The organism is Aestuariirhabdus sp. LZHN29 (assembly GCF_049985285.1).
GTDB lineage: Bacteria > Pseudomonadota > Gammaproteobacteria > Pseudomonadales > Aestuariirhabdaceae > Aestuariirhabdus.
The window spans coordinates 132,667-157,835 of record NZ_JBNIEU010000002.1; the positions used below are offsets into that span (position 1 = coordinate 132,667).

Annotated in this window: 25 protein-coding genes; 21 read left to right on the forward strand and 4 right to left on the reverse strand. The window is 56.4% G+C overall.

Going from position 1 to position 25,169, the window contains the following annotated elements:
- The first annotated feature begins 26 nt into the window (after positions 1 to 26).
- The 13 genes from ACP3PW_RS07245 to ACP3PW_RS07305 are packed head-to-tail and all read left to right on the forward strand — an operon-like array spanning position 27 to position 13,429.
- Complete coding sequence (locus tag ACP3PW_RS07245) at positions 27 to 1,727, forward strand: nickel-dependent hydrogenase large subunit (protein ID WP_426416026.1); 1,701 nt, start codon at positions 27 to 29, stop codon at positions 1,725 to 1,727.
- Between the two features lie 17 nt (positions 1,728 to 1,744).
- The gene (locus tag ACP3PW_RS07250; protein WP_426416027.1) at positions 1,745 to 2,239 is read left to right on the forward strand and encodes a HyaD/HybD family hydrogenase maturation endopeptidase; all 495 of its coding nucleotides are present in this window, start codon (positions 1,745 to 1,747) and stop codon (positions 2,237 to 2,239) included.
- Between the two features lie 4 nt (positions 2,240 to 2,243).
- Positions 2,244 to 2,534 (forward strand): HypC/HybG/HupF family hydrogenase formation chaperone, encoded by a 291-nt coding sequence (locus ACP3PW_RS07255; RefSeq protein WP_426416028.1) that lies wholly within the window; start codon positions 2,244 to 2,246, stop codon positions 2,532 to 2,534.
- Positions 2,531 to 3,004 carry a [NiFe]-hydrogenase assembly chaperone HybE gene (gene hybE / locus ACP3PW_RS07260; RefSeq protein WP_426416029.1) on the forward strand — a complete coding sequence of 158 codons (474 nt, stop codon included), beginning with the start codon at positions 2,531 to 2,533 and terminating at the stop codon, positions 3,002 to 3,004. Before ACP3PW_RS07255 ends, hybE begins: the two co-directional genes overlap by 4 nt.
- Before the next feature lie 15 nt (positions 3,005 to 3,019).
- Positions 3,020 to 4,126 carry a nickel-dependent hydrogenase large subunit gene (locus ACP3PW_RS07265; protein ID WP_426416030.1) on the forward strand — a complete coding sequence of 369 codons (1,107 nt, stop codon included), beginning with the start codon at positions 3,020 to 3,022 and terminating at the stop codon, positions 4,124 to 4,126.
- Positions 4,119 to 4,460 carry a hydrogenase maturation nickel metallochaperone HypA gene (gene hypA / locus ACP3PW_RS07270; RefSeq protein ID WP_426416031.1) on the forward strand — a complete coding sequence of 114 codons (342 nt, stop codon included), beginning with the start codon at positions 4,119 to 4,121 and terminating at the stop codon, positions 4,458 to 4,460. The genes ACP3PW_RS07265 and hypA overlap by 8 nt, the downstream gene beginning before the upstream one ends.
- 5 nt (positions 4,461 to 4,465) lie before the next feature.
- The gene (hypB, locus tag ACP3PW_RS07275) at positions 4,466 to 5,443 is read left to right on the forward strand and encodes a hydrogenase nickel incorporation protein HypB (RefSeq protein ID WP_426416032.1); all 978 of its coding nucleotides are present in this window, start codon (positions 4,466 to 4,468) and stop codon (positions 5,441 to 5,443) included.
- A gap of 2 nt (positions 5,444 to 5,445) precedes the next feature.
- Positions 5,446 to 6,897, forward strand: coding sequence for a sigma-54-dependent transcriptional regulator (locus ACP3PW_RS07280; protein ID WP_426416033.1), 1,452 nt, complete (start codon positions 5,446 to 5,448; stop codon positions 6,895 to 6,897).
- A gap of 3 nt (positions 6,898 to 6,900) precedes the next feature.
- Positions 6,901 to 9,213, forward strand: coding sequence for a carbamoyltransferase HypF (gene hypF / locus ACP3PW_RS07285; protein WP_426416034.1), 2,313 nt, complete (start codon positions 6,901 to 6,903; stop codon positions 9,211 to 9,213).
- 23 nt (positions 9,214 to 9,236) lie between these two features.
- The gene (locus ACP3PW_RS07290; protein WP_426416035.1) at positions 9,237 to 9,488 is read left to right on the forward strand and encodes a HypC/HybG/HupF family hydrogenase formation chaperone; all 252 of its coding nucleotides are present in this window, start codon (positions 9,237 to 9,239) and stop codon (positions 9,486 to 9,488) included.
- A complete protein-coding gene (gene hypD, locus ACP3PW_RS07295; RefSeq protein ID WP_426416036.1) occupies positions 9,485 to 10,648 on the forward strand; it encodes a hydrogenase formation protein HypD in 1,164 nt (387 codons plus the stop codon). The genes ACP3PW_RS07290 and hypD overlap by 4 nt, the downstream gene beginning before the upstream one ends.
- A gap of 2 nt (positions 10,649 to 10,650) precedes the next feature.
- On the forward strand, positions 10,651 to 11,697 hold the full coding sequence (gene hypE / locus ACP3PW_RS07300; protein WP_426416037.1) for a hydrogenase expression/formation protein HypE: 1,047 nt from the start codon (positions 10,651 to 10,653) through the stop codon (positions 11,695 to 11,697).
- Positions 11,698 to 11,707: 10 nt separating this feature from the next.
- The gene (locus ACP3PW_RS07305) at positions 11,708 to 13,429 is read left to right on the forward strand and encodes a hydrogenase maturation protein (RefSeq protein WP_426416038.1); all 1,722 of its coding nucleotides are present in this window, start codon (positions 11,708 to 11,710) and stop codon (positions 13,427 to 13,429) included.
- A 53-nt stretch (positions 13,430 to 13,482) separates the two neighbouring features.
- Here the strand turns inward: ACP3PW_RS07305 and ACP3PW_RS07310 are convergent, their stop codons facing one another.
- Positions 13,483 to 14,973, reverse strand: coding sequence for an alanine/glycine:cation symporter family protein (locus ACP3PW_RS07310; RefSeq protein ID WP_426416039.1), 1,491 nt, complete (start codon positions 14,971 to 14,973; stop codon positions 13,483 to 13,485).
- A 246-nt stretch (positions 14,974 to 15,219) separates the two neighbouring features.
- On the opposite strand from ACP3PW_RS07310, the gene ACP3PW_RS07315 reads away from it, so the two are divergent.
- From ACP3PW_RS07315 to ACP3PW_RS07340, 6 genes are all read left to right on the forward strand, one after another.
- A complete protein-coding gene (locus ACP3PW_RS07315) occupies positions 15,220 to 16,230 on the forward strand; it encodes a DUF4062 domain-containing protein (protein WP_426416040.1) in 1,011 nt (336 codons plus the stop codon).
- Between the two features lie 71 nt (positions 16,231 to 16,301).
- Entirely contained in the window at positions 16,302 to 17,180 is an 879-nt protein-coding gene (locus tag ACP3PW_RS07320; protein WP_426416041.1) for a methyltransferase domain-containing protein, read from the forward strand.
- A gap of 158 nt (positions 17,181 to 17,338) precedes the next feature.
- Positions 17,339 to 19,276 carry a methyl-accepting chemotaxis protein gene (locus tag ACP3PW_RS07325; protein ID WP_426416042.1) on the forward strand — a complete coding sequence of 646 codons (1,938 nt, stop codon included), beginning with the start codon at positions 17,339 to 17,341 and terminating at the stop codon, positions 19,274 to 19,276.
- Positions 19,277 to 19,318: 42 nt separating this feature from the next.
- Positions 19,319 to 20,338: a low-specificity L-threonine aldolase gene (gene ltaE, locus ACP3PW_RS07330; RefSeq protein ID WP_426417018.1), complete on the forward strand. Its 1,020-nt coding sequence runs from the start codon at positions 19,319 to 19,321 to the stop codon at positions 20,336 to 20,338.
- 339 nt (positions 20,339 to 20,677) lie between these two features.
- Positions 20,678 to 21,493: a DUF6279 family lipoprotein gene (locus ACP3PW_RS07335; RefSeq protein ID WP_426416043.1), complete on the forward strand. Its 816-nt coding sequence runs from the start codon at positions 20,678 to 20,680 to the stop codon at positions 21,491 to 21,493.
- Between the two features lie 70 nt (positions 21,494 to 21,563).
- The gene (locus ACP3PW_RS07340) at positions 21,564 to 21,815 is read left to right on the forward strand and encodes a zinc ribbon domain-containing protein (protein ID WP_426416044.1); all 252 of its coding nucleotides are present in this window, start codon (positions 21,564 to 21,566) and stop codon (positions 21,813 to 21,815) included.
- A gap of 40 nt (positions 21,816 to 21,855) precedes the next feature.
- Here ACP3PW_RS07340 and ACP3PW_RS07345 read toward each other — a convergent pair whose 3' ends face one another.
- Genes ACP3PW_RS07345 through ACP3PW_RS07355 form a run of 3 tightly spaced genes read right to left on the reverse strand, consistent with a single transcriptional unit; the run spans position 21,856 to position 23,388 of the window.
- The gene (locus ACP3PW_RS07345; protein WP_426416045.1) at positions 21,856 to 22,320 is read right to left on the reverse strand and encodes a copper chaperone PCu(A)C; all 465 of its coding nucleotides are present in this window, start codon (positions 22,318 to 22,320) and stop codon (positions 21,856 to 21,858) included.
- A 25-nt stretch (positions 22,321 to 22,345) separates the two neighbouring features.
- On the reverse strand, positions 22,346 to 22,936 hold the full coding sequence (locus ACP3PW_RS07350) for an SCO family protein (RefSeq protein WP_426416046.1): 591 nt from the start codon (positions 22,934 to 22,936) through the stop codon (positions 22,346 to 22,348).
- The gene (locus ACP3PW_RS07355; RefSeq protein ID WP_426416047.1) at positions 22,933 to 23,388 is read right to left on the reverse strand and encodes a hypothetical protein; all 456 of its coding nucleotides are present in this window, start codon (positions 23,386 to 23,388) and stop codon (positions 22,933 to 22,935) included. Before ACP3PW_RS07355 ends, ACP3PW_RS07350 begins: the two co-directional genes overlap by 4 nt.
- 82 nt (positions 23,389 to 23,470) lie before the next feature.
- Here ACP3PW_RS07355 and ACP3PW_RS07360 point away from each other — a divergent pair, with 82 nt between their 5' ends.
- The gene (locus ACP3PW_RS07360; RefSeq protein WP_426416048.1) at positions 23,471 to 24,271 is read left to right on the forward strand and encodes a TatD family hydrolase; all 801 of its coding nucleotides are present in this window, start codon (positions 23,471 to 23,473) and stop codon (positions 24,269 to 24,271) included.
- Between the two features lie 240 nt (positions 24,272 to 24,511).
- On the forward strand, positions 24,512 to 25,132 hold the full coding sequence (locus ACP3PW_RS07365) for a TetR/AcrR family transcriptional regulator (RefSeq protein WP_426416049.1): 621 nt from the start codon (positions 24,512 to 24,514) through the stop codon (positions 25,130 to 25,132).
- The last annotated feature ends 37 nt before the right edge of the window (positions 25,133 to 25,169 follow it).

The following is a 25,169-nucleotide window of genomic DNA, read 5'->3' on the forward strand; positions in this document are numbered from 1 at the left end:
AATAAAAGAAAAACAGGAGAGTAACCGTGGCTAAACGAGTAGTAGTGGATCCGGTAACACGAATTGAAGGTCACCTGCGTATCGACGTTGAGGTGGAAGAGGGGAAAGTTAGCAAGGCGTGGTCATCCGGTCAGATGTGGCGTGGAATTGAGACCATCCTCAAGGGGCGTGACCCTCGTGATGCCTGGGCCTATACCCAGCGTATTTGCGGGGTATGCACCACGGTGCACGCGTTGACGTCGGTACGTGCGGTAGAAAACGCGTTGGGCCTGGAAGTGCCCAAGAACGCCCAGTTTATCCGTAACATCCTTCTGGCGGCCCACGCTATCCATGATCATATTGTGCACTTTTATCACCTTTCTGCGCTGGACTGGGTGGATATCGTTTCTGCGCTCAAGGCCGACCCTGCCGAGGCAGCCAAGCTGGCTGAGGGCCTCTCCTCCTGGAAGGGCAATAGCGTGCATGAGCTGCGTGCGGTGCAGGATAAGTTGAAGAGCTTTGTCGCCAGCGGCCAGTTGGGTATCTTCGCCAACGGCTACTGGGGTCACCCCTCCATGACGCTGCCGCCAGAGGTCAACCTGATCGCGGCTGCGCACTACCTGCAGGCGCTGGAGATTCAGCGTGAGGCCAACCGTATTGTGACCATCGTGGGAAGTAAGACCCCCCACGTGCAGAACCTGTGCGTAGGTGGTGTCACCAACTCGATCAACCTCGACAGCCAGGGCGTATTCAACATGGAGCGCCTGATGTATATCCGTGCGCTGATCGACAAGATGGATGATTTTGTACAAAACGCCTATCTGGTGGATGTCTCCATCGTGGGGGGCTTCTACGCGGACTGGACCGGCTACGGCGCGGGTATCACCGATTATCTCTGTGTGCCGGAGATGGCGATGGATGCCAAGGGGACCGAGTTCTCCCTGCCCGGTGGTTACATCACCGGCGGTGACCTGAGTACCTTCAAGCCGATCACCTCGTTCCAGGACGAGTTCTTCATCAAGGGTGTTAAGGAGAGCTCCAAGCACTCCTGGTATCATGGTGATGAAGCGCTGCACCCCTGGGAGGGTGAGACCGAACCCAACTACACCGATTTCGACGACGATGGCCAGTACTCCTGGATCAAGTCGCCGACATTCTACGACAAGCCTGCACAGGTGGGTCCGTTGGCCAACGTCCTTTGCCTGGCAGCGTCCGGGCACGAATCCACTATGAAGCATCTCAACTTCGTTCTCGATACCGCCAGCAGTGTGGCCGGTGCCAAGGTGGGCGTGGGCGCGCTGCATTCAACCATCGGTCGTCACGCGGCGCGCGCGGTGCGTTGTGCGGTGCTGCAGGATGAGATCAAGGTGCAGTGGCAGAACCTGGTCGACAACATCGGTAGCGGTGATACCGATACCTTTAACCAGCCGGTCTTCCCCAAGGGCGAGATCCGCGGTGTGGGCTTCCATGAAGCGCCTCGTGGCGTACTGTCTCACTGGGTGGTGATCAAAGACGGTAAGATCGATAACTATCAGGCGGTAGTGCCGAGCACCTGGAACGCCGGACCGCGTAATCAGGATGATGTACCTGGCCCCTACGAGGCATCGTTGCTGGATAACCCAATCGCCGATCCGGAAAAACCGCTGGAAGTGCTGCGAACCGTCCACAGTTTCGACCCCTGCATCGCCTGCGCGATCCATCTGGTCGATACCGAAAACGATAGCACTGTAACGGTTAAAGCGCTGTAAGCGAGGAAGGTAACAAGATGACTGTTTTGGTACTTGGGGTAGGCAACATCCTGCTCACCGATGAGGGTATAGGCGTTCGTGTCGTCGAGGCGCTGGAGAAGCGATATCAATTCTCGCCGGATGTCGACCTGGTCGATGGTGGCACCGCTGGCATGGAGCTATTGGACACCATTGCCAACCGTGATCACGTGATACTGATCGATGCGGTGCATACCGGCGATGCCCCCGGTACTCTTGTCACTTTGCGCGATGAACAGGTGCCGGCGATGTTTCGACAGAAGATCTCGCCGCACCAGTTGGGCATCTCCGACCTGTTGGCGATTATGTCGTTAACCGGTGAGATGCCCAATCACTTCACCCTGTTCGGAGTGGTGCCGATTTCGATGGATACCGGCGTTGCGCTGACCCCCGAAATCGATGCCAAGCTGGAACAGATGGTTCAGTTCTGCGTTGAGGAGCTTGAGCGTCTGGGGGTTACCGTGACGGCCATGCCCCAGCGCGCAGCGAGTTAAATCTATGTGTCTGGGTGTACCCTCAAAAGTTGTGGTTCTCAACGATCTGATGGCAACCGTAGAAGCCTATGGTCAGCAGCGTGATGTTAGCTTGATTTTGATGAATGAGCCGGTCGCCCTGGGCGACTATGTGCTGGTTCAGGTTGGCAACTTTGCGGTTGAAAAAATTGAACCCGAGCGTGCTAAAGAGGCGCTTGAATTTATGGCCGGTATTAATCTGGATCCAGAGCCAGGCTCTGGGACGGACTCATCCGCTGAGTCCCCACTCGATTCGAAGCAGGTAGGTTTATCATGAGTGAACAACACCCGGGCTTTGCCCTTAACCCCTCGCCCATTCTGGAACAGGTTTTTAGCAACGTGCTGGAAAACCGGATGCAGGATATGCCGCTGATCAACCGCCGGGTTGAGGTTGAGGCGGTGGGTTTCGAGGAGTGGGAGGGCCAGTGGCTGGGTGTGTTGATCACTCCCTGGTTTATCAACCTCATATTGATTCGTAAAGAGGGTTCACCCTGGCCGCAGTTGGAGCTGGCCAAAGGCAATGAAATCAACATCGCCTTTCCCCAGGGGACGTACCGTTTTTGCCCGCGGGAGGAGGAGGGGATTGGCCATTACCTTTGCTGCTCACTTATGTCCCCCCTGCAGGAGATCAATAGTCACGATGAAGCGCGTCGCCTGGCATTGGATGTGATGCGCCTGATTCGCCAGTTGCCACTGGTACAGCTGGACAACGTTGAGGCGGCACAGGCCTCTGCCTGCTCCGCCTGATTCGGAGCGTTTGCCGTGCTCGAGGGCAAGTTACGCATCTTGTTGCACTGCAATGCGGCGCAGGTTAATTCGGTAGAGATCCGCTCTTCGCGGCCGCAAATTTCCGGCCGTCTGCTGGAGGGAAATGGTGTCGCTCAGGCACTGTCGAAAGTGCCTGTCATCTATAGCATCTGCCGACAGGCGCAGTCCCTAGCGGCGACTCTGGCCGCGGAGGCGGCAGGATCCGACACGACTCTAGCTGGCCTGCCTTTGGGTGCTCGGCTGGAAGCGTTGCAGGAGCACCTGTGGCGGTTTTTTATTGACCTGCCTGGCCAGTTGGGCGAGAAGCCCCTGTTAAAGGAGTTTGCGCCGATTCGCCAGCAGATTGTGCAGCAGGTCAAGCTGCTCGACTCCGGTGCCCCATACGATGATGAGGACGATCTTCTTGGGCGACTGAGTCCCGAAATTGAGTCTATGGTGTGGGGGGGCAGCTCCGTCGAATGGTCAGGGCAAGGCGAGGCGGATCTACAGGCCTGGCTGGAAAGTGGGGCCTCCTCCGTTGGAAAGCTGTTGTGGCGCGCCAGCCAATTGCTGGAGCGCTCCTATACGGGTTACCGGGTGACTTGTGATCAGGGGCTTCTGGGTACCGATAGCCTGGTCGACGTGGTGCAGGCCCTTGGCCGTGATGACCAGTTCAGTGCCCAGCCCTGGTTGCAGCAAGGGCACCCGGAAGCGGGTGCGATGGCACGCCATCAAGAGCATCCGCTGGTAACTGCGCTGGTGGCAAGGGAGCAGCGTGCCATGGCGCGCTTCGTTGCGCGCCTGCTGGAGATAGATCGCTTGCTAAACCCTGCTCAGGCGATCGGGATGGGACGGATCTCTTTGGGTGATGGCTCCGGCGCCGGGTGGGTGGAAACGGCGCGGGGTATTCTGGTGCATCGGCTTGATATTCATCACGGACGAGTGCAACGTTATCAGGTAGTGGCACCCACCGAATGGAATTTTCACCCTGAGGGGCCGCTGGTGCGTGAAGTATTGGCTCTGGCGGGGGATAATGTCGATCTGTTGCGCCAGCGTGTGCAGCTGATCTGCTTGTCGCTCGATCCCTGCGTGAGTTTTGAAATAGAGGTTTATAATGCATGAGATGTCACTGGCTGAGGGCGTTGTCCAGATCCTCGAGGAATACGCCAGTAACGAGGGCTTCGTCCGCGTCAAAACGGTATGGTTGGAGATTGGCGCACTCTCCAATGTAGAAGTGGATTCTATGCGCTTCTGTTTTGAGGCTGTTTGCCGGGGTACCATTGCCGACGGCGCTGCGCTGGAGGTGATTCAAACCCCAGGCCGGGGATACTGTCTGGATTGTTTCCAGAGTGTTGAACATAATGCTCGTTACGAGCCCTGCCCGCTATGCAGCGGGTATAAGGTGCAGGCCACCGAGGGCACGGAGATGCGGGTTAAAGAGTTGGAAGTGGAGTAGAGATTATGTGTACTAGCTGTGGCTGCGCAAGCGGTGAAACCCGGGTTGAAGGTGCGGACCTGCACCACTCTCACGATCACCATTCTCAGGCTCTCCATGGCCATCGCCACCAGGGTGATGGCGAACACTCCCATTCCCATGGGCCCACCAGCGTGCAGCCCCCCAAGGTGGGAGAATCCTTTGCACCCACCGACGATGGCAAGGACCTTCACTACGGTCACGGAGCGGCACATTCACACGCTCCCGGTATGAGCCAGTCGCGGATGGTGCAGATAGAGCAGGATATTCTCGGTAAAAATGACCGCTATGCAGCGATAAACAGAGCCCGCTTACAGGGCCACAGCCTGTTGTCGGTGAATTTGGTCTCGAGCCCCGGGTCGGGCAAGACCACCCTGTTAACGCGTACTATCGAGGATATGCGCTCGCGCTGTGAGATCGCGGTTATTGAAGGTGACCAGCAGACGGCCAACGACGCGGAACGCATCCGTAATACCGGTGCCAGCGCGGTTCAGATCAATACCGGCAAAGGCTGTCATCTGGACGCTCACATGGTGGGTCACGCCCTCGATAAACTGTCACTGCAAACCCTCGACCTGCTCATAATCGAGAACGTGGGTAATCTGGTGTGCCCGGCGGCATTCGACCTGGGGGAAGCGCATCGGGTGGCGATCCTGTCGGTTACCGAGGGAGAAGATAAACCGGTAAAGTATCCCGATATGTTCAGTGGTGCAGAGTTGATGCTATTAAACAAGGTCGATCTGTTGCCCTATCTGGATTTTGATGTAGAGGCCTGTATCGCCAGCGCCCGCCAGGTGAACCCGGACATTAAGGTGATCCAGTGTTCCGCCACCACAGGTGAGGGCATGGAGGCTTGGTATCAGTGGCTGGGTGAGCGTCAGCAGGCCATGATTCAGCGTGAGATGGATGCGCTGCAGGCGCGGCTCAGTGGGTTACAGCAGAAGCACCAGAAGCTGTCGGTCTGACCATGGCGGATCTTGATCGGCCCAGGGTGTTGGTGGTCGATGATGAGCAGCGCTCCATCGAAACCATCGCTCGTATTCTGGATGAAGAGTTCGATGTTGTTACCGCCACGAGCGCCGCCGACGGTTCCCTCTTGCTGGAGCAGGCGCCTTGTCAGGTGATTCTTTGCGACCAGCGTATGCCGGGGCAGAGCGGTGTCGATTTTCTTGCTCAGGTACGCCAGCAGTACCCGGAAACCCTGCGTATTATTATCTCAGGGTACACCGACGCCGATAAAATTATCCAGGCGGTCAATGAGAGTGGAATCTATCAGTACATCACCAAGCCCTGGCACCCTGACGCCCTGATCCTGACCGTGCGCAATGCCGCACGCCTTTATCGTCTGCAACGGGAAAACCATCTGTTAGCCCAGGAGATGAAATTCTCTTCGGGACAGTTTGACGAGTTTCTGCGCCGCCAGCGTGAAGACCTCAAACAGCAGTTTCATTTTGAGCGTATCCTGCGCGGGGAAAACAGCAGCATGAACCGCCTGTGCGACCAGGTAGCACAGCTGGCTCCCTTTGATATCTCCATCCTTGTGCAGGGGGAGTCCGGTACCGGCAAGGAACTTCTGGCACGGGCTATTCACTACAACAGCGGGCGTGCAGAGCAACCCTTCGTGGTAGAAAATTGCGGGGCGATGCACGATGAATTGCTTTCCAGTGAGTTATTTGGGCATCGCAAAGGTTCCTTTACTGGCGCCGTTAATGACCACGTAGGGCTGTTTGAACAGGCCAGCGGCGGCACCATATTTCTTGATGAGATTGGTGATATATCCCCTGCCTTTCAGGTCAAACTGCTGCGCGTATTGCAGGAACAGGAAATTCGCCCACTGGGTTCGACCCAAAGCCGCAAAGTGGACGTGCGAGTGGTGGCTGCAACCAACCTGGACCTGAAAGAAGAGGTGCGAGTGGGTCGATTCCGGGCAGACCTCTATTATCGCCTGGCGTCCGTTTCGCTGCAGGTTCCTCCGTTGCGTGACCGCGAAGGAGATATTGAACTGATCGCCACCAGTCTATTGCAGCAGGCTTCCCAACAGTTTGGAAAACCGGTGCGCGGGTTTAGTGCCGAGGTGCTGGAGTGTTTCGAAAAATATCACTGGCCCGGGAACGTGCGGGAACTGCAAAATGAGATTCAGCGCATGCTGGTACTGTCACCGCAGGAGGTGGTCGGAGTCGAGTTGCTCGCGCCGCATATTGTGCGCGAGAGTACACAGGACTCCGCAGTATTTGAAGATGCAGAGCTTGAGCTGGGAAAACATGGCTTGCGGGGTCAGGTTGAGGCTTTGGAGACGAAAATTATTCGCCAGGCGCTAGGGCGTCATCAGGGCAACAAGAGTCAGGTCGCTGATGAACTGGGCCTCTCCCGTGTTGGCCTGCGCAACAAAATGGACCGTTACGGTCTGGGCGAGGCTTAGCCAGTGTCCGCCACGAAGCCCCTTTCCCAGCGTTTGCATCTGTCGGTGTTTGGATTGGTGCAGGGCGTGGGTTTTCGACCCTTTGTCTATGGGCTCGCACAACGTCTCAACCTTAGCGGATGGGTAGCGAATGACGGTGACGGGGTGCAGGTTGAAGTGGAGGGCAGCAACGAAAATCTGCAAACGTTCCAGCGTTTACTGTACACAGAGCTTCCTCCGCTTGCGATCATTGATCGCTGCGATGCAACGCCGAGACCCCTATGCCCTGAGGTAGGGTTCCGCATCGTTCACAGTATCTCTGGCGCGGCGAATACCTCTGTGGCCGCCGACGCTGCTGTTTGTGCAGACTGTCTCAACGAGCTGTTCGATAATTCCAATCGCCGCTATCGGTATCCGTTTATAAACTGCACAAACTGCGGTCCGCGTTATACCATTACCCGGCGGCTACCCTATGATCGACCCTACACGTCGATGGTAGATTTCACGCTTTGTGAGCGCTGCTTAAATGAGTATGAAGAGCCGGGCGATCGTCGCTTTCATGCCCAGCCTAATGCCTGTGAGGCCTGTGGTCCGACACTGGATTTCGTGGGTGTCGATGGCACCCCCATCGCGGGTGATCCCATTGCGCAAACCCTGGATGCGATCCGGCAGGGCTTGATTGTAGCGATCAAGGGTATTGGTGGATTTCACCTGGTGTGCGATGCGGATAACGCCGAGGCGGTAAGGCAACTGCGCAGCCGAAAACAGCGCGATGATGGCAAACCTTTTGCGGTCATGGCGGCTAACATTTCATCGCTGGAGCAGCTGGTTGAAATCGATAGCGATAGCCTTCAGCGGCTCTCGTCCAGCGCTGCACCGATTGTACTCCTGCCCAAATGTGAGCAGGGAAAGGGGCGACCTGTCGCCCATGAGGTAGCGCCAGATCTGGGAGCGCTCGGGGTGATGTTACCCTACGCACCACTGCATCATCTGCTGTTTTTTGAAGCCGCAGGGCGCCCCCATGACCCCACATGGCGCGGTGTTGCGCATCCCTTGCGGTTAGTTATGACCAGCGCTAATCCTGCCGGCGAACCGTTGGTGATTGGCAACGCTGAGGCACTCTCCCTGCTGGACGATCTGGTGGACCGGGTGTTGCTCCATAACCGGGATATTGACTGTCGCTGTGATGATTCGGTGGTGCAAGCGGGGAGTCCTCCCATGGTCGTGAGGCGTGGCCGTGGTATGGCCCCCCAAACTATAGCTCTTGCTACCGATGGCCCGCAAATTCTGGCTCTTGGAGGGTGGTTCAAAAATAATATCTGCTTGACCAAGCAGCAGCGCGCTTATGTATCGCCCTACGTTGGAGATCTGGCTAACGCGAATACCTGTCGCTTTCTGGAACAGACGGTAGAGCATATGTGTCGACTGTTTGCGGTAGAGCCCCAAGCGGTTGCCTGCGATCGACATCCCGATTTCTACAGTACTCGTTTGGCTCATCAGCTTGCCGACCAGTGGCAGGTGCCGCTGGTCGCTGTGCAGCACCACCACGCACATATCGCTTCCGTTATGGCCGAGCACGGTTTGCAGGGAGCGGTTATCGGTCTTGCTCTCGACGGCGTCGGACTGGGTGATGATGACATGGCCTGGGGGGGTGAGTTGCTGCGTGTAGAGGGGGCCGAATATGCACGAATAGGCCACTTGCGCCCGTTACCGCTGGCCGGAGGAGATCGCGCCGCACGGGAACCCTGGCGCGTGGCGGCGGCGATGCTGCACCAGCTTGGTCTCAATGCGGAGATACCAGAGCGCTTTCCCGTAGCCGGCAGTGAAGTGGTAGCACAGATGTTACGCCAGAATCTTAATTGTCCCCCGACCAGTAGCGCAGGGCGCTGGTTCGATGGGGTGGCAGCATTGTTGGGAGCGTGCCCCTATAACCGTTTCGAGGCGCAGGCCGCCATGACTCTGGAAACCCTTGCGCAAGGGCACCTTGGCGCCGAAAAAGCAGGGGCAGGATGCATCAATGAGGACCAGCAGCTGGATCTGTTGCCGTTGGTCGCGCAGCTGCTTGGTGAGACCAACCCGGTACGCGGTGCGCAGTGCTTTCATGCAGGACTGGTGGCTGCGCTGGAGTGCTGGGTTTTGAATGCCTGTGCGCAAACAGGTATTCAGGATCTGGTGTTAGGCGGAGGTTGTTTTCTTAACCGACTTTTGCGGGAATCGCTGTGCGCACGCTTGCGTACACGAGGAATCTCAGTGTGGTTGGGAGAGCAGTTGCCCTGTAATGATGGGGGCCTTAGTCTTGGCCAGGCGTGGGTGGCACGGCAAGCGATAGCGAATTAACTGGTAGTAGAGAGGGCGATTAGATGTGTCTGGCGATCCCGGTAAAGGTAGAAACAGTACAAGCAGATGATATGGCGCTGGTGGATATCGGCGGTATTAAGAAGTCGATCTCTATTGCGTTGGTCGATGACGTTGCCGTGGGTGATTATGTGATCCTGCACGTAGGTTATGCATTGAACAAAATCGACCCCGAAGAAGCGGAGCGTACGTTGGCGATGTTTGCCGAGATGGGTGAACTCGAACAAATTGCCAGTGATGCGGCGGCGCAATTATGAAATATGTCGACGAATTTCGTGATGGCCAATTAGCGCAGGAGCTGGCAGAAAGAATTCGCCAGGAGGTCGAGCCGGATCGCAAATACCATCTGATGGAGTTTTGTGGGGGACATACCCACGCGATCTTCCGTTACGGAATACCCGATCTGCTACCGGCCCAGATCAAAATGATCCACGGTCCCGGCTGTCCGGTTTGTGTGTTGCCGATAGTGCGAATCGATTCTGCTATAGAGCTGGCGATGGATCACGGTGTAATCCTCTGTACTTATGGCGATATGATGCGGGTGCCGGGTTCACGCAAGATGAGTCTTTTGAAAGCCAAGGCCGAAGGCGCCGATGTGCGTATGGTTTACTCCACCATGGATGCGTTGGCGTTAGCGCGCCAAAACCCCGACCGGGAGGTGGTGTTTTTTGCCATCGGATTTGAGACCACCACACCACCGACGGCGATGGCGATTCGCCAGGCCGAAAAGCTTGGACTGGAAAACTTCAGTGTATTTTGCAATCACGTCCTTACGCCCTCGGCGATTAGCACCATCCTGGAATCGCCGGAAGTGCGTGAGCTGGGAACATTACCGCTGGATGGGTTTGTGGGCCCGGCCCATGTTAGTACGGTTATCGGTAGCCAACCCTACGAGTATTTTGCCGAGGAGTACCAGAGTCCCGTAGTTATAGCGGGTTTTGAACCGCTGGATGTTTTGCAAGCGATCCTGATGCTGGTGCGCCAGATCAATGAGGGTCGCGCTGAGGTAGAGAACGAATTTACTCGCGCCGTTACCCGTGATGGTAATCTCAAGGCTAAGACCCTGGTGGCGGAGACCTTTGAAATGCGTCGTGAGTTTGAGTGGCGCGGACTGGGTATGGTGCCCTACAGTGGACTGAAAATTAAATCCCGGTTCAAAAAATATGACGCGGAGCAGCGCTTCACCCTGAAAAGGCGCAGCGCCAAAGAGAACAAGGCCTGCGAATGTCCGGCGATCTTGCGGGGTGTAAAAACACCTCGTGACTGCAAGCTGTTTGGAACGGTGTGCACGCCGGAAAACCCGATCGGTAGTTGTATGGTTTCCTCCGAGGGTGCCTGTGCAGCCCACTACAGCTATGGACGCTACCGGGATCACCTGGTCAGCGAACATGCACCAAACATGATTCATAAGAGTTAGCGATGACAGTAAATCTACGAGGCAATAGCCAGCTTAATTTTGACAAGGGTTGCGTGGAGATGATCCACGGCAGTGGCGGCAAGGCGATGGCGCAATTGATCGATGGGCTGTTTTTAAAGGCTTTCGATAACCCCTACCTGAGGCAACTCAACGATCAGGCCAGTTTTGCCCTGCCGCCAGGTAAAGTCGTCATGGCGACCGATTCCCATGTGATATCACCGCTGTTTTTCCCGGGTGGAAATATTGGTTCGTTGTCGGTCCATGGTACGGTTAATGATGTGGCCATGGCCGGCGCGACTCCCTGCTTCCTGTCGGCAGGTTTTATTCTTGAAGAGGGGTTCCCCCTGCGAGACCTCAAGCGCATTGTTGAATCGATGGCCGCTGCGGCGCTGGACGCGGGTGTTCCCATTGTGACAGGCGACACCAAGGTTGTGGAGCGTGGTAAGGGGGATGGGGTCTTTATAAACACCACCGGCGTTGGTGTAATTCCGGAAGCTATTGATATGGGTGGTGACAGGGTGCAGGTGGGAGATCGCATCATTGTCAGTGGCCCGATAGGAGATCACGGTGTGGCAATTATGTCATTGCGTGAAAATCTCACCTTTGAAACCGCCATAGAATCAGACAGCCAGTCCCTGCACGACCTCGTTGCGGTGATGGTTGCCATGGTTCCGCAGATACACTGTCTGCGCGATCCTACCCGCGGTGGCCTGGCAACAACCCTGAACGAGATTGCCCAGCAGGCCGGGGTTGGTATGCAGATCCATGAGGCGGATGTTCCAGTACGACCCCAGGTGGCGGCAGCTTGTGAGTTTTTGGGGCTTGATCCCTTGTACGTAGCAAATGAAGGTAAGCTGGTGGCCTTTTGTCCGCCTGACCGCAGTGATGAATTGTTGGCGGCGATGCGTGCTCATCCCAAGGGTGCCGAAGCCTGCATCATTGGTGAGGTAACCGAGGATAGCCACCACTTTGTGCAGATGCAGACCAGCTTCGGCGGCAATCGTATCGTCGATTGGCTGAACGGTGAGCAACTGCCCCGTATCTGCTAAGGAAGACACCATGCGCATATTGATGTTAACCCATGCCTTCAACAGCCTTAGCCAGCGCCTGTTCGTGATGCTGGAAGAGGCCGGCCATGAGCTATCGGTCGAGTTTGATATCAACGACGACGTCACCATAGAGGCCGTTGAGCGGTTTAGCCCCGACCTGATCCTGGCGCCTTTTCTGAAGCGAGCGATCCCCGAGTCTATCTGGCGGCAGAATTTGTGCCTGATTATCCATCCGGGTATTCGTGGTGATCGCGGTGCCACCTCCCTCGATTGGGCTATCACCAATAATGAGACGCGCTGGGGCGTGACCTGTCTGCAAGCGGCGGCCGAGATGGACGCCGGCGACATCTGGTCCTGGGTCGAGTTTCTTATGCGTGATGGGCGCAAAAGTAGTCTCTACCGCAACGAAGTAACCGATGCCGCCGTGACTGCGGTATCGATGGCGCTGGCGAAGATCGAGGCGGGTGAAACGCCGCAGCCGCTGGATTATGCCGATGAAAATGTCCGCGGCCAATGGCGCGACCCGATGCGCCAGGCCCATCGGTGTATTGACTGGCTGCAGGACAGCACCCAAACCGTATTGCGTAAAATTCGCGCGGCTGATAGTCAGCCAGGTGTGCGCGATACGATCGGTGAGCGGGAGTTTTTTCTTTACAATGCCTGGCCTGAATTACGGCTCAGCGGTGACCCGGGAGCGTTGATTGCGCAGCGTGATGGGGCCGTTTGCCGGGCCACCACTGATGGTGCCGTATGGATCACCCATTTGGCACTTGCAGATCCCGCACCAGAGGAGGTCTCATTTAAACTTCCGGCTACACAGTTGCTTGGTGCGATGGGCGATAAGCTTCCCGCAGCCCCGCTTGCGATTGAGGATGTCCCTGCTGAGGTGACATGGCAGGAGATTCAGTATCGCGAACAGAACGGAGTGGGTTACCTCCACTTTAATTTTTATAACGGAGCCGCCTCAACCGAGCAATGTCAACGTTTGCTGGCGGCCTGGCGGTTCGCTGAGCAGCGCCCCGTAAAAGTGCTCGTTCTTATGGGTGGAGAAGATTTCTGGTGTAACGGTATTCACCTTAATGCTATCGAGGCGGCCGCAAGCCCTGCCGATGAGTCCTGGAATAATATTAATGCGATGGATGACCTTTGTGAGGCGATTATTCGTTGCGATCACAAACTGAGCCTGGCGGCGATGCGCGGTAACGCAGGAGCGGGGGGCGTGTTTATGGCGCTGGCTGCGGATCAGATCTATGCCCGTAACTCTGTCGTGATGAACCCTCACTATAAGTCCATGGGGAATCTTTTTGGGTCCGAATACTGGACCTATTTATTGCCTGCTCGCGTCGGCTCGAACATGGCCCGGCAGATAACAGCTAACAGGTTGCCCATAGGTGCGGCGAAGGCGAAGAATCTGGGGTTGATTGATGATGCCTTCGGTGACTCTATGCAAGGGTTTGAGCAGGAGGTCAGGGTGCGAGCGGAACGCTTGGCTGCATCGGCTGAGTACGAGCCGCTGCTGCAAGAAAAACAGCAGCGGCGGGCTGAGGACGAGGCGCTAAAACCGTTGGCGGACTATCGAGCCCAGGAGCTGGATCAGATGCAGCTTAACTTCTACGGATTCGATCCCAGCTACCATGTGGCGCGTTACCATTTCGTCGAAAAACTGGCAAAGTCGCGCACCCCCCCCTTTCTGGCGCGTCATCGTCGCAAAGGAGCGGTCGCGGTGGATTAAGAGGGGCGCTAGAGTGGGGCGGCGACTCGTCTACGCTTTTCTCTCCACGACCGTTAAGCGGGTTCCCGGCTGGCCCTGGTATCATCACGCTCTGTCAGGGTTGCGAGTTCGGAGCGCGCCTCTTCTGGCGTTTGGGTCCAAACGTCCCTATCCAGAGTGCGGTCGAGAAACTCGAATTTGCGACGATCGAAACAGGGGGTCTCGCCGCGATCCAGCTGCTGTTCAAAGTCCCGAACAACCCTGAACACAATGCCGGACAGCAGCAGTAGTGCAATAACGTTGATGATCGCCATCATGCCCATGCTCAGGTCTGCGAGGCTCCATACCACCGGAAGGCTGGCGATGGCACCGTACACGACCATGCCCAGGACAATGAGACGATAGAGTAATAGTGTCCAGCCACGATCAATAATAAAGCGCAGGTTGCTCTCGCCGTAGTAGTAGTTGGCGATGATAGAGGTGAAGGCAAATAGCAAAATCGCGATAGCGATAAAGTCGCCTCCCCAACTACCAACAAGACTATTGAGGGCGTTTTGGGTCAGGGCGATACCTTGCAGGTCTGCGCTGCTATCGAGCTGTCCGGATACCAGAATCACGGCCGCAGTGGCGCTGCATATCACGATGGTGTCGATAAACACCCCGGCCATGCCGATGATGCCCTGGGTTACCGGGTGTGGAGGGTTAGGGGTTGCGGTAGCGGCCGCATTCGGTGCACTCCCCATGCCCGCTTCGTTGGAGAACAGTCCACGTTTAACCCCTTGCATAATTGCCTGGGAGACCAGATACCCTGTTCCCCCGGCGGCGGCACTGCCGATCCCAAACGCACTGTCAAAGATAAGTTTGAACACAGCCGGCATCTGCTCGATATGGGTCACAACGATAAAGAGTGCTACCGCCAGGTAGGCCAGCGCCATAAAGGGAACAACAACTTCGGCAAAGCGTGCGATGGTACGAATACCACCGAAGATGACCAGGGCGGTAACGGCCGATAGCAGTACGCCACTGGTCCAGGGGTCAACGCCAAAAGCGTTGTCCATAGCCGAGGCGATGGAGTTGGACTGCACGGAGTTGAAAGCCAGGCCGAAGGCCACAATCAGGCAGATAGAGAAGCTGATGCCCAGCCAGCGCTGGCCCAGCGCCTTTTCGATGTAATAGGAGGGGCCTCCACGGAAGGTGCCGTCACCGTTATTGGTTTTGTAGAGCTGGGCGAGGGTGTTTTCCATCAAACTGGAGGACATGCCCAGCAGGGCGATTACCCACATCCAGAAAATGGCTCCGGGCCCCCCCAGATAGAGCGCCATCGCGACCCCGGCCAGGTTTCCGGTACCGACCCGTGCCGCCAGACTGGTACAAAATGCCTGGAACGAGGAGATGCCTCCGCCAGCGGTATGACGGCCTCGCAGCAGCGCTTTGAAGGCGTATCCAAGGCGGCGAAACTGTATTGCGCCGGTGCGCAGAGTGAAATAGATCCCGGCTCCCAGCAGCAGGTAAACAAGGATCGAACCCCATATCAGGTCATTTGCTGAGGCAATTACAGGGTTCATTTTAGCTCCGGGGGGTCAATCATGCGGGTAGAGTCGTATGCTAGCGCTCGGGGGCGAGGGATAAAATGGGTAAAATTACCTAAATTCTGGTGGTTCGCCCGCACTGCCCTCGGAATCGACGCTACCCGCGCTGCGGCTACCTGTCGGGGGGGGCTATATTCACTTTATGCTTTCCCGCTATAATGCGTTTAACTGTGTCAAAGCAGGGAATAGCATCGTTATCCACATATCGAGAGTACGGCACGCGTGACCACGAAGCGTTATCAGGTCTTTATCAGCGGCTCCCACAGTGACCTGCAGGAGGAGCGAAAGGCATTGCTCTATACCCTGCTGAGTATGGGCTGTATTCCTGTGGGTCCTGAGTACCTGCCGGGGTTTGGTGACGACTCTCAGGATATTTGGCCCCTGGTGCGGCAGCAGATCGATGATAGCGATTATGTGGTGATTCTAAATGCCGGGCGTTACGGACCCCTAACCCGCAGCGGCGTTAGTTATATGCACCGCGAATACACCTACGCAAAGACCCTGCGCAAACCGATCCTCTGTCTGTTGCACGATGACAAGTACGTGCTACCCCAGGAGCGAACCGAAACCACCGCAGAGGGCCAGGCGCGCTTGCGCGTCTTTCGCGAAGAGCTTAAGGCGCACCCGGAAATCAAATGGGGGACAGCAGAGGGTATGCAGCAGGCGGTATGCCGACACCTACCGGTGTTTATTGAAGATCACCCGTCGCCGGGCTGGGTACGGCCCGAAAATGCCAGTTTCTCCCTGCGCCAGGAAAACCTGCAACTTCGTCAGCAGGTTGCGGAGTTGAATGACCTGCGTGACACCCTGGCCCCTACCACCGGTACCAACCTGGATCAATCTCTGGCCGAGCGAGCCGAATTCTCCTTCGTGTGTAACCTGTATGTTGAAGGCAACTGCAAGCTCTCTACCATGAAGGCGATGATGAACTGGAAGGATGTCTTCACCGCCTTCACTAATCAGCTTAGGCCCAGCGGGAGTGAGGACAAGATCAAACAGGATCTTAGCGCCTTCCTTTCCAATACCTACCGCGATCTCGTAGCCAAGCGGCATCCGGAGTCCCATGCGGTCAACGATTTTCAGTTCACTGAACACTCCATGCGGATGATCAGGTTGCAGCTGCGGCGTTTGGGTCTGATCAAGAAAGATACCCACCAATCTGACAAGAACCGTGTGATCTGGGAGCTTACCGCTGCCGGAGAGCGCGCCCGTGGCCGCTTTGTTGCGGCTTGAAGCCTAGGCTTCACATAGTCTAAGGACCGGTTAATTACGCGATGTTTTGGCTCGGACTCATAATCGGAATTGTGCTTACCTGGCTGTATATGTCCGGTGTGGTTAAACACGTCGTGAGTGCCTTCAGTGGCCGTCTGTGGCGGCCCAATCTCGATGCGAAATCGATGAGCCAGGAGCAGTGGCTGCTTAATATTTCTGAACATCCCCCGAGCAGTTGGAACCATCTGGGTTACTGGAAGGAGGCTGCCAGCTACGAACGTGCGTGCGTTGAGTTGGCGGGGCTGCTGGCTGATCGGGCGTGCCTGAGGGCGACCGACCGGGTAGTGGATGTGGGCTTTGGGTGTTCGGATCAACTGTTGATCTGGGTGGACTACTACCAGGTACAGTCGTTACAAGCCTTCAGTAAAGTGTACTGGCAGCAGCAGCAGGCGCGCCGTCGCTGTGAGCCTTTTAGTCAGGTGAAAATTCATAAAGGCGACCATATGGCCCTGGCGCAGCTACCTGAATCTTCCGTCGATAAGGTACTGGCACTCGATAACGCCTACTACTTTTCCGACAAAGGTGGTTTTTTTCGCGAGTGCCGTCGCGTATTAACCGACGAGGGTTCATTGGCGCTAACCGATATGGTGCTGGTGAGACCCCCCGGTGGTCGCTGGGAGCAGTTTGTGTGGGAAACACTGGCCAGAATGGCGGGAGTGCCCTTGGCTAATTTGATCACCCGCGAGCAGTACCAAAGGCTACTGGAGGCGCAGGGCTTCGAGCAGGTAACGGTAAGTGATATTACCGATGATGTCTTCAGTGGCTTCCTCTACTGGCAGCAACAACACTATATGAGCCTGCGCACCTTCACCGGGCGTCAACGCTGGTTCAAGGTTCGTCTGACCGCAACCTTTATTCGCTGGTTCCTGGTGCGGGACCTGGTGCGGTACCTGTTGGTGACAGCACGCTAGTCGCTAACTATCCTTGATAGGAACGTAAATATTCCAACTCGCTTCGTGTGTTTGGCTCAAGCATTGTGCTGCGCGGCAGATACAGTTAGGGAGCCCTTTCCCTGCAGGTCGGCCAGTCGGGGTGGGGATAATGAACCGCTACGGAGATAACGGCCCCAATGATATCCAATCTGTTGAAAAGCCTGCGCAGCCGCCTGCTGCTGCCGCTGATAATCGCGGTGATCGCCGTGATCACCCTGCAAACCCTTGTTACCTTGACCCTCACCTCGGGCAGTGTTGACGAGCTGGTCGATGGGGTTTCCGGGCAAATGGCGGCTGAAAACAGCAGTATTGCGACCGAGCTGGACGAGAGTGGTCGGCAAGTGGAGCAGTCCATCGCAGCGCTGTCCCAAAGTTCACGGGATGCTCTGGCGACGACACTCGAGCAACAATTGGGGGAGGAGAAGATTAAGGTCGCCAACCAGTTGAGCTCCAGTCTGGTTGCAGCCACCGACTCCATGGCGCAACTGTTAGCATCCGTGGCTCCCGCTGCTATTTGGGATCAAGATACGCCGTTATTAACCGAATATGTCCGCGTTGCCCACCGTAACCCCAATGTGATCTTTGCGTTTTATTTCGACGCAGAGGGCAAGCCGCTGACTCGCCACCTTGAGCGCAGCGACCCAAGGGTCAAGGCGTTGCTTAAACGCGGAAAGGGGGCGCGTTCTCGGGATAAAATACTCGATGCGGCCCGCAGCGATAACGCGATCTATATCAGCGAAGCCGAGGTCAATCCTAGAGGGGCGGTGATTGGCCGCTTTATCATTGGTGTTTCCCGAGACGCGGAGCAGCAAGCGGTCGCCGCACTGGAAAGTAGCTTTGCCGAGGTGATTACCGAAAGCCAGCAGCAGGTCGACAGCACCATCCAGCAGCAATCGCGCACCACACTCGATTCCCTGCAAGGCTCCCTGGGCAGCGTAAAACAGCGAAACCAAGAGGCGTTGCTGGTTGTGCAGCGCTCTATCGATGCCTCGTCCTCTTCGTTGATGGCAAGCCTGACCCTGACCATGGTGGTGATGGGGGTGGTTATGGTGTTGGTGATGGTAGTGGCGTTGGCTATTCGGGTGCTCAGTAAGATCCGCGTGCTTACCCGTGAGATCCATGAGTTGGCTACGGGTGAAGGTGACCTGACCCGGCGTATTGCGATTCGCAGTAACGATGAGATCGGCGATATGGCAGGGGAGATCAATCGCTTTATAGAAAAAACCCAGGGCATCGTGCAGGAGGTCAACGCCGCCTCAGACCAGACGGCAACACGGATCGACGATCTCTATCAACAGAGCAGCCACATGCAGGGCGCCATGGATCGCCAGAAACAGGCGATCGACCAGGTGAGCCATGCCCTCGATGAGATCGTGACCAGCATTCAATACGAAACCGAAAGCGTACAGAACTCCCTCCACAGTGTTGATCAGGTGCGGGAAAACACCACTCATACGGTGGAAATTTCCAGCAAGGTGCGTGATCTATTTACCCAGCTGGTGGAGAAGGTGCGCGAGGCCTCAGAGGTCGTGAATACATTGGAGGGACGTTCCAACCAGATCGGGGCTGTACTGGGGGTCATTAGGGGGATCGCCGAACAGACCAACCTGCTGGCGCTGAACGCCGCGATAGAGGCGGCGCGGGCGGGAGAAAGTGGTCGCGGTTTTGCCGTTGTGGCCGATGAGGTCCGCTCGCTAGCCAGTAAAACCCAGCAGTCAACAGCGGACATCCAGAGCAATATTGAATCCCTGCAAAGTGGTGCCAAAGGTGCGGTGAGCGTCATTGATGCGGCGTGCAGTCATGCTGAGGAGGGGATAGGGGCGATGACCGAAGCCGACCACTTGCAGCAGAGTGTGCAGGAGTCGGTCCAAGTGCTCTACGATATGATCAACAATATTGCTTCTATGGCTGAAGAGCAGTCCCACGTGTCGATGGACTTGAAGGGCAGCGTGGAAACCATCAATGGTGAGTCGGACCGCTCATTGCTATCGGCCAATGAAGTGGCTGATACCGGGCGGGAGCTGGCGCAACTGTCGGCGACGCTCAAGCGAGCGGTTTCACAGTTTCGTGTATAGTTAGCCGGTCTTGTTTGTAAGGATTGGCTGGCCATGAATGCGATGATCGACCTACGTAGTGACACCGTTACCCAACCTGGCGCCGCAATGCGAACGCTGATTGCCAGCGCCGCTGTCGGCGACGATGTGTTTGCCGAAGACCCCACGGTCAATCAGCTGCAAGAACTGGCTGCGGAGCTCAGTGGGCAGCCTGAAGCCCTGTTTTTACCAACCGGCACCCAGAGCAACCTCGTCGGGCTGCTGGCGCATTGTGAGCGTGGCGACGAGTATATTTGTGGCCAACAAGCGCATACCTATAAATATGAGGGGGGTGGTGCCGCTGTCCTCGGTAGCATTCAGCCCCAGCCCATTGAGTTCGAAGCCGACGGTAGCCTTGATCTCAATCGCGTCGCGGCTGCGATCAAGGCGGATGATTTCCATTTTGCTCGCACCCGTCTGCTGGCGCTGGAAAATACTCATGCCGGTAAAGTCGTGCCGTTGGAGTACGTAGCGCGAGCACGAGCCTTTTGCGACGAAAAGGGACTGGGTTTTCATCTCGATGGTGCACGGGCGTGTAACGCCGCCGTCAAGTTAGGCGTGCCTCTAAAGCAAGTAACGGCGCCCTTTGATACCGTGTCTATCTGCCTTTCCAAGGGGCTGGGAGCGCCGGTGGGTTCGGTGTTGTGCGGTAAGGCCGAGCTGATTGCCAAGGCCCGGCGCTGGCGCAAGGTGGTGGGTGGCGGTATGCGCCAGGCTGGCGTATTAGCGGCAGCCGGTATCTACGCTCTGGAGCACAATATCGAACGTCTGGCAGAGGATCACGATAACGCCCTACGGCTCGCCAAGGGGTTGGCGAGCATCGATGGCTTACGGGTAGATGTGGACGCGGTGCAGACCAATATGCTCTATGTCGATATGGATTCCGGGTGCCTGCAGCCATTGCGCAATTCGATGTTGGAGCAGGGCATTCGACTCGACTCGCGCCTGCCGATGCGCATGGTGACCCATCTGGATATTTCCCGCGACGGGATAGACCGGGTGGTCGGTGCTTTTAAACAGTTTTTCTCCAGCGCTGGTCGCTGAGTTAATTTTGAGCAGTAGATACTGACGCCCCGTTTGGCTGGGGGGTAGCGAGTTATCCACAGCTGTTGCACTGGCGGGTGCAGCGTTTCTGTGGGTGATCCTCTGCTTGCGGTCAGGAGTGAAGTGGCCTTCACTGGTTATCGGCAATGGTGTTTTAGAACGGGGATGCTTCATAGTTGTTGATGGCATGTGCGAACGATCCGGGCGTTCCCCGGTGGGCGTCGAACCGGCTCTGCGCAGCGCACAGTAGAGGTTCTTTCTCATTGCCTCTATGCCAGTGAGAATGCTTTTTGCTACGATCAATTCGTGAGTCAAACCCAGAGGGGCTGGAGCGTGGGTGTGAAAGGCAGCTATATCGGGGCAGGGGTGTTGATGGTGGTGGTTCTGGCCGGCTGCACCCTGAAGCCTATCTATAACAATCTCTATTGGTTAGTGCCCTGGTATATCGAAGACTATGTGAGCCTTCGAGAGGGGCAGGACGATCATCTGCGCGAAGATTTGAAATCCTTTGTGAAGGCCCATCGTGAGCAGCAGGTGCCGCGCTATATAGATTTCCTTACCTCGCTTGATCCCTACGTCGACGGCATTGATGAAGCACAGGTTTGGCAGCTGTACGGGCAGGTGGAGAGTTTCTGGGAGCAGCTCAAGCAGATGCTCGCGCCCGACATTGAAAATTTTTTACTCTCCCTCGATGCCCAACAGCAACAGCAGTTATTCGAGAATTTGGCGCAGGCGAATAGCGAGCGACGCGAGCAGTTGCGTGACACCGAGGGAGGGGCTGCACAGCGCTATCGGGATCGTGCCGAATCATTGGTCGATGCCTGGATCGGATCGCTGAGCCCGCCGCAAGAGGCGTTGCTGGAGGAGTATCTGCGCGAGCTGGGGGAGGGTGACGATGGCTGGCTCGATAACCGCGAGAGGTGGCAGCGAGCGCTGTATGAAGCCCTGCAGTCCCCCCAGCCCTCAGCTCGCATTCGTGAACTTCTTCTCAATAACAGAGCGCTATGGAGCGAGGACTACCAGCGTGAAGTTGATCGCCGGCGCGCACTGACAGCGGAGCTCATCAGCGACCTGAGCTATACCCTGACACCCTCGCAAAAGAGTTATTTAAGAGAGCGTCTAGAGGAGTTGGTCGGCAATTTTGCAGCCTTGTAATGGCTTACCGGTGCTGGCATCGGTCTTTCGCTTGGGGTACTCTGCGGCCACAAAATAGTGGAGGTATTCTATGCCAACTTACGATTATCAGTGTGAGGACAATCAACGCACCGTTGAGGTTCGCCATGGCATCGAAGAACAGCTGTCTACCTGGCAGGAACTTTGTGAACGAGCGGGAATCGACCTCGGGGAGACCCGCGCCGATGCACCGGTGCAGCGGCTTGCCAATGGCGGTCAGGTTGTGAATAGCGCCAGCCTGGGTAGCGGCGCCGCCTGCGGAGCCAGTGACAATCGCTGTGGCGGCTGCCCCATGAGCCAGTAAATAATTCAGGCGTCTATGCAGTAAGCCCTGAAAGGGTAGCTTACTGTGTTGGTATCACCGGACGTATCTCTCCAGGAGCACCGGTTGCCACGGGTAGCAGCAGCTCTCGAAGCTCGCCATTGCCAAACTCCAGTATCAGCATTACCTGCTCACCTTGCTTCAGGGGTTCCTTAATCCCCATTAACATGACGTGGTAGCCGCCGGGTTTAAGCTCAAGGGTGCTTTTGGGAGCAATCGCAAGCCCCTGATCCTGATGCTCCATCTTCATCATCCCCATCTCCATTTTACTCTGGTGTAGCTCCACTCTGTTCGCGATCAGCGTGCGGGCGGCAACCAGTACCATGGGGGTGCTCGACAGGTTGGATATTTTCATATAGGCGGCACTGTTGGGGGCTCCCGGGGGGGTTGCGCGCACCCAGCCTTCACTGACCACCAGGTCACTGGCCGCAGATACCTGAAAGCTCAGACTGCTAAGAAGTAGAAAAAAGGTGGAGAGTAATCGCATGGTGCATCCTCTTATTTTTGTGGGGTTAATGAATGAGTGAGCGCAGATGTTCGCTGAGTTCGGCGGGTGTGGTTTCCCTCGGTAGTACCCTTGCCAGCTGCCCCTGGGGATTAATCAGGAAGAAGTTAGCGCTGTGGGATATCCAGTAGAGGGATTTGTCATTGCTGTAGTAGCTTTTTTCATAGATGACGCCGTAGCTTTTGGCGACCGCAGCAATCTGCTCTACGCTGCCATGCAGGGTGTCGAGGGAGGGGTGGAAGAAAGCGGCATACTCGCCGAGGCGTTCGAGGTCATCGCGCTCCGGGTCGAGGGTGATAAAGAGCGCTTGTACCTGCGGGAGTTCTGCGGGCGAGAGCTGCTTTAGTGCCGCACCCACCACGGCCAGGTCCACTGGGCACACGTCAGGGCAGGAGGCGTAACCAAAGTAGAGCATGACCGCCTTCCCCTTGAGCTGTTGCAGGCTAACAGGCCCTTGTGTGCTGTTGAGAGTAAAGGGTGGCGCTGCGGGACGCTCGTTGTTGGCTACCCGCTGCTGGTAGAGGTTGTATTGAATGCCGGCTGCGAGGGCGACCAGCGCAATCATCAGGGGGATTAGAATCTGGTAAAAACGGCTCACGTAGTGGGTTCCAGTGAAAAGGTGATTTGATAGACACCGGCGTTGGTGTGGAGGCGAACTTCTGCCTGCCAGCGCATTGCACTATCAACGGTGCAGTAGCTAATTCGTGTGCTGGTACGGTAGTGATTGGTGTCGTCGGGTATCAGGGGTACGGGTTGCAGTCCCATGTACATCTCTTTGCCGATGAACTGCACGCTGGCCTCCCGCACCGCCGCAGGCGCCTGCACGCTGACCTCCAGTGGTTGATCGTGAGGCAGGGTTGGGGGCTGGATGCTCAACTGTACCGCGCCGAGCCCGGGCAGCTCTGTGTGGCAGGGGGCGCCGAGGGCGCAGTCGCTGGTGGCAGATCCCAGTAACTCCGCAGGGGGTTGGCGTTGCAGCCAGGTGGGGAGCACGACAATGCCCAGCATTAGCAGGCCGAGGCAAATTACCTGAATACCGGGGTGGCGCACGGCAACGAGATTCCTTGTCAAATGATCATGGTGAATTATAAAGTGGAGATCGTCTACAGGATAGGAGAAGGGGTGTGTCAGATTGTCACATCCCGATACCATGTTTTTTGATACCCATTGCCATCTGGATTTTGCACGGTTTGACGAGGACCGTGAGGCATTGTTGCAGCGCTGTGTGGCGGCTGGAGTAGAGCGAATTTTGCTGCCGGGGGTAACGGCCGCCGGTTGGGATGGACTCGTGCGGCTCTGCCGACGGTCGCGAGATGGGGTTCAGCTATTGGCTGCACTAGGGCTCCATCCTGTGTTTATGGATCAGCACGCTGGCAGGGATCTGGAGCGTTTGGACTCCTGGTTTAAGGATCGGCCCGGGGAGTTGGTTGCAGTGGGTGAAATCGGCCTCGATTACCTGCTGCCCAAAGCAAGCTGGCCAGCCCAGCAAATGCTGTTTCGCCAGCAGCTACAGATAGCGCGGAAGGCACAGGTGCCTGTGTTACTGCATGTGCGCAAAGCTCATGATCAGGTGCTAAAAATTCTGCGTGAGCAGCAGTTTACCGGTGGTGGGGTAGTGCATGCATTTTCTGGTAGCGAGCAGCAAGCCATGCGCTACATTGAGCGAGGTTTCCTGTTCGGTGTTGGTGGGGCCATCACCTGGCCCCGTGCTACACGTTTACGCGCCCTGATGGAAAGTTTGCCGCTGGAAAGTTTGGTGTTGGAGACCGATGCGCCGGACATGAAGCCCTCTTTTTGCGACGATGAATGGAACTCTCCCTTGAGTCTCCCAGGCATTGCCCAGCACCTTGCCCGGGTGAAAAGAGTGAGTGTTGAGCAAATAGCCGAGCAAACCCTACGCAATATGCTCAGGCTGCTCTATGCTGATGGATAAGAGGGTGTCTGCCTGCTCCAAAGTTGATTGCAATCAGCTTTCAATCGCGGTCCAGTGGCGCACAAAGAACCCTGTGTTAGTATTTAAATGTGAGGCATGCAGATGTTCTTAGGCGTTGTCAGTTCGCGTCAAATGCGATAAAGCCTCGAAAAATCAGGTGTCCGGCCGTGGGATTTCGACTCTTGAGTTGGTGAAAGGGCGGGGCGCTATATCATATAGGCATAAACGAGGGTCAATATCATGTCACTAGAGGCGATCACCAGAAAGATCCCGCAGCAACAGCGAGGCTTTGAAAAGCAGCGCCTTATTCTCGATGTCTGTGAAGAGATCATCCTTGAGGAGGATGTAAACTCTTTAAAAATGAATAATGTCGCCCAGCGCGCAGGAATTTCAATCGGTTCGCTGTACCAGTACTTCCCAACCAAAAGCGCCATCGTTGCCGCCTTGGCTGAAGAGGTATTGGGTGCCTATCGTGATGTGGTGCAAAAGTTGCTGGATGCCGTGACGACGAAAAAAGAGCTTGCTCTGGCGATTCAGGCTGTGATTTCAAAGACAGTCACCTACCGTAAAAAGAACCCTTTGTTGGGCGAGGTGGCATTGGGGGCGGCGGCTGATCGCCTGACCCGTCACCTGGTCCTGGCGGACAGCAAGCAGGGCGCAGCTGCGTTGGCGGCGGTGGCCAAGCGGGTGAATATAAAAGGTGATGATAAAACCCTGCTGCGGCAGAGTCGGCTGTTTGAAGCCCTGATCGCTGATGCGGTGCAGATCTCGCTGACCGAGAAGGGTAAAGCCGCCAAGGATCTCCTCGACGATTGCTGTACCCTGGTGTTGAAAGAGTGGGGCTTAACTCGCTACGTTTGAGTTAGAGCGCGATCGCTGTCACCCTGAGTGGTGGCAG

Excerpts from the sequence above, each read along its gene's own strand:
- hypE (WP_426416037.1), top strand. The coding sequence starts at position 10,651 with ATGACAGTAAATCTACGAGGCAATAGCCAGCTTAATTTTGACAAGGGT.
- ACP3PW_RS07340 (WP_426416044.1), top strand. The coding sequence starts at position 21,564 with ATGCCAACTTACGATTATCAGTGTGAGGACAATCAACGCACCGTTGAG.
- ltaE (WP_426417018.1), top strand. The coding sequence starts at position 19,319 with ATGATCGACCTACGTAGTGACACCGTTACCCAACCTGGCGCCGCAATG.
- ACP3PW_RS07280 (WP_426416033.1), top strand. The coding sequence starts at position 5,446 with ATGGCGGATCTTGATCGGCCCAGGGTGTTGGTGGTCGATGATGAGCAG.
- hypB (WP_426416032.1), top strand. The coding sequence starts at position 4,466 with ATGTGTACTAGCTGTGGCTGCGCAAGCGGTGAAACCCGGGTTGAAGGT.
- hybE (WP_426416029.1), top strand. The coding sequence starts at position 2,531 with ATGAGTGAACAACACCCGGGCTTTGCCCTTAACCCCTCGCCCATTCTG.
- ACP3PW_RS07290 (WP_426416035.1), top strand. The coding sequence starts at position 9,237 with ATGTGTCTGGCGATCCCGGTAAAGGTAGAAACAGTACAAGCAGATGAT.
- ACP3PW_RS07365 (WP_426416049.1), top strand. The coding sequence starts at position 24,512 with ATGTCACTAGAGGCGATCACCAGAAAGATCCCGCAGCAACAGCGAGGC.
- ACP3PW_RS07250 (WP_426416027.1), top strand. The coding sequence starts at position 1,745 with ATGACTGTTTTGGTACTTGGGGTAGGCAACATCCTGCTCACCGATGAG.
- ACP3PW_RS07255 (WP_426416028.1), top strand. The coding sequence starts at position 2,244 with ATGTGTCTGGGTGTACCCTCAAAAGTTGTGGTTCTCAACGATCTGATG.
- hypD (WP_426416036.1), top strand. The coding sequence starts at position 9,485 with ATGAAATATGTCGACGAATTTCGTGATGGCCAATTAGCGCAGGAGCTG.
- ACP3PW_RS07345 (WP_426416045.1), bottom strand. The coding sequence starts at position 22,320 with ATGCGATTACTCTCCACCTTTTTTCTACTTCTTAGCAGTCTGAGCTTT.
- ACP3PW_RS07325 (WP_426416042.1), top strand. The coding sequence starts at position 17,339 with ATGATATCCAATCTGTTGAAAAGCCTGCGCAGCCGCCTGCTGCTGCCG.
- ACP3PW_RS07310 (WP_426416039.1), bottom strand. The coding sequence starts at position 14,973 with ATGAACCCTGTAATTGCCTCAGCAAATGACCTGATATGGGGTTCGATC.
- hypA (WP_426416031.1), top strand. The coding sequence starts at position 4,119 with ATGCATGAGATGTCACTGGCTGAGGGCGTTGTCCAGATCCTCGAGGAA.
- ACP3PW_RS07305 (WP_426416038.1), top strand. The coding sequence starts at position 11,708 with ATGCGCATATTGATGTTAACCCATGCCTTCAACAGCCTTAGCCAGCGC.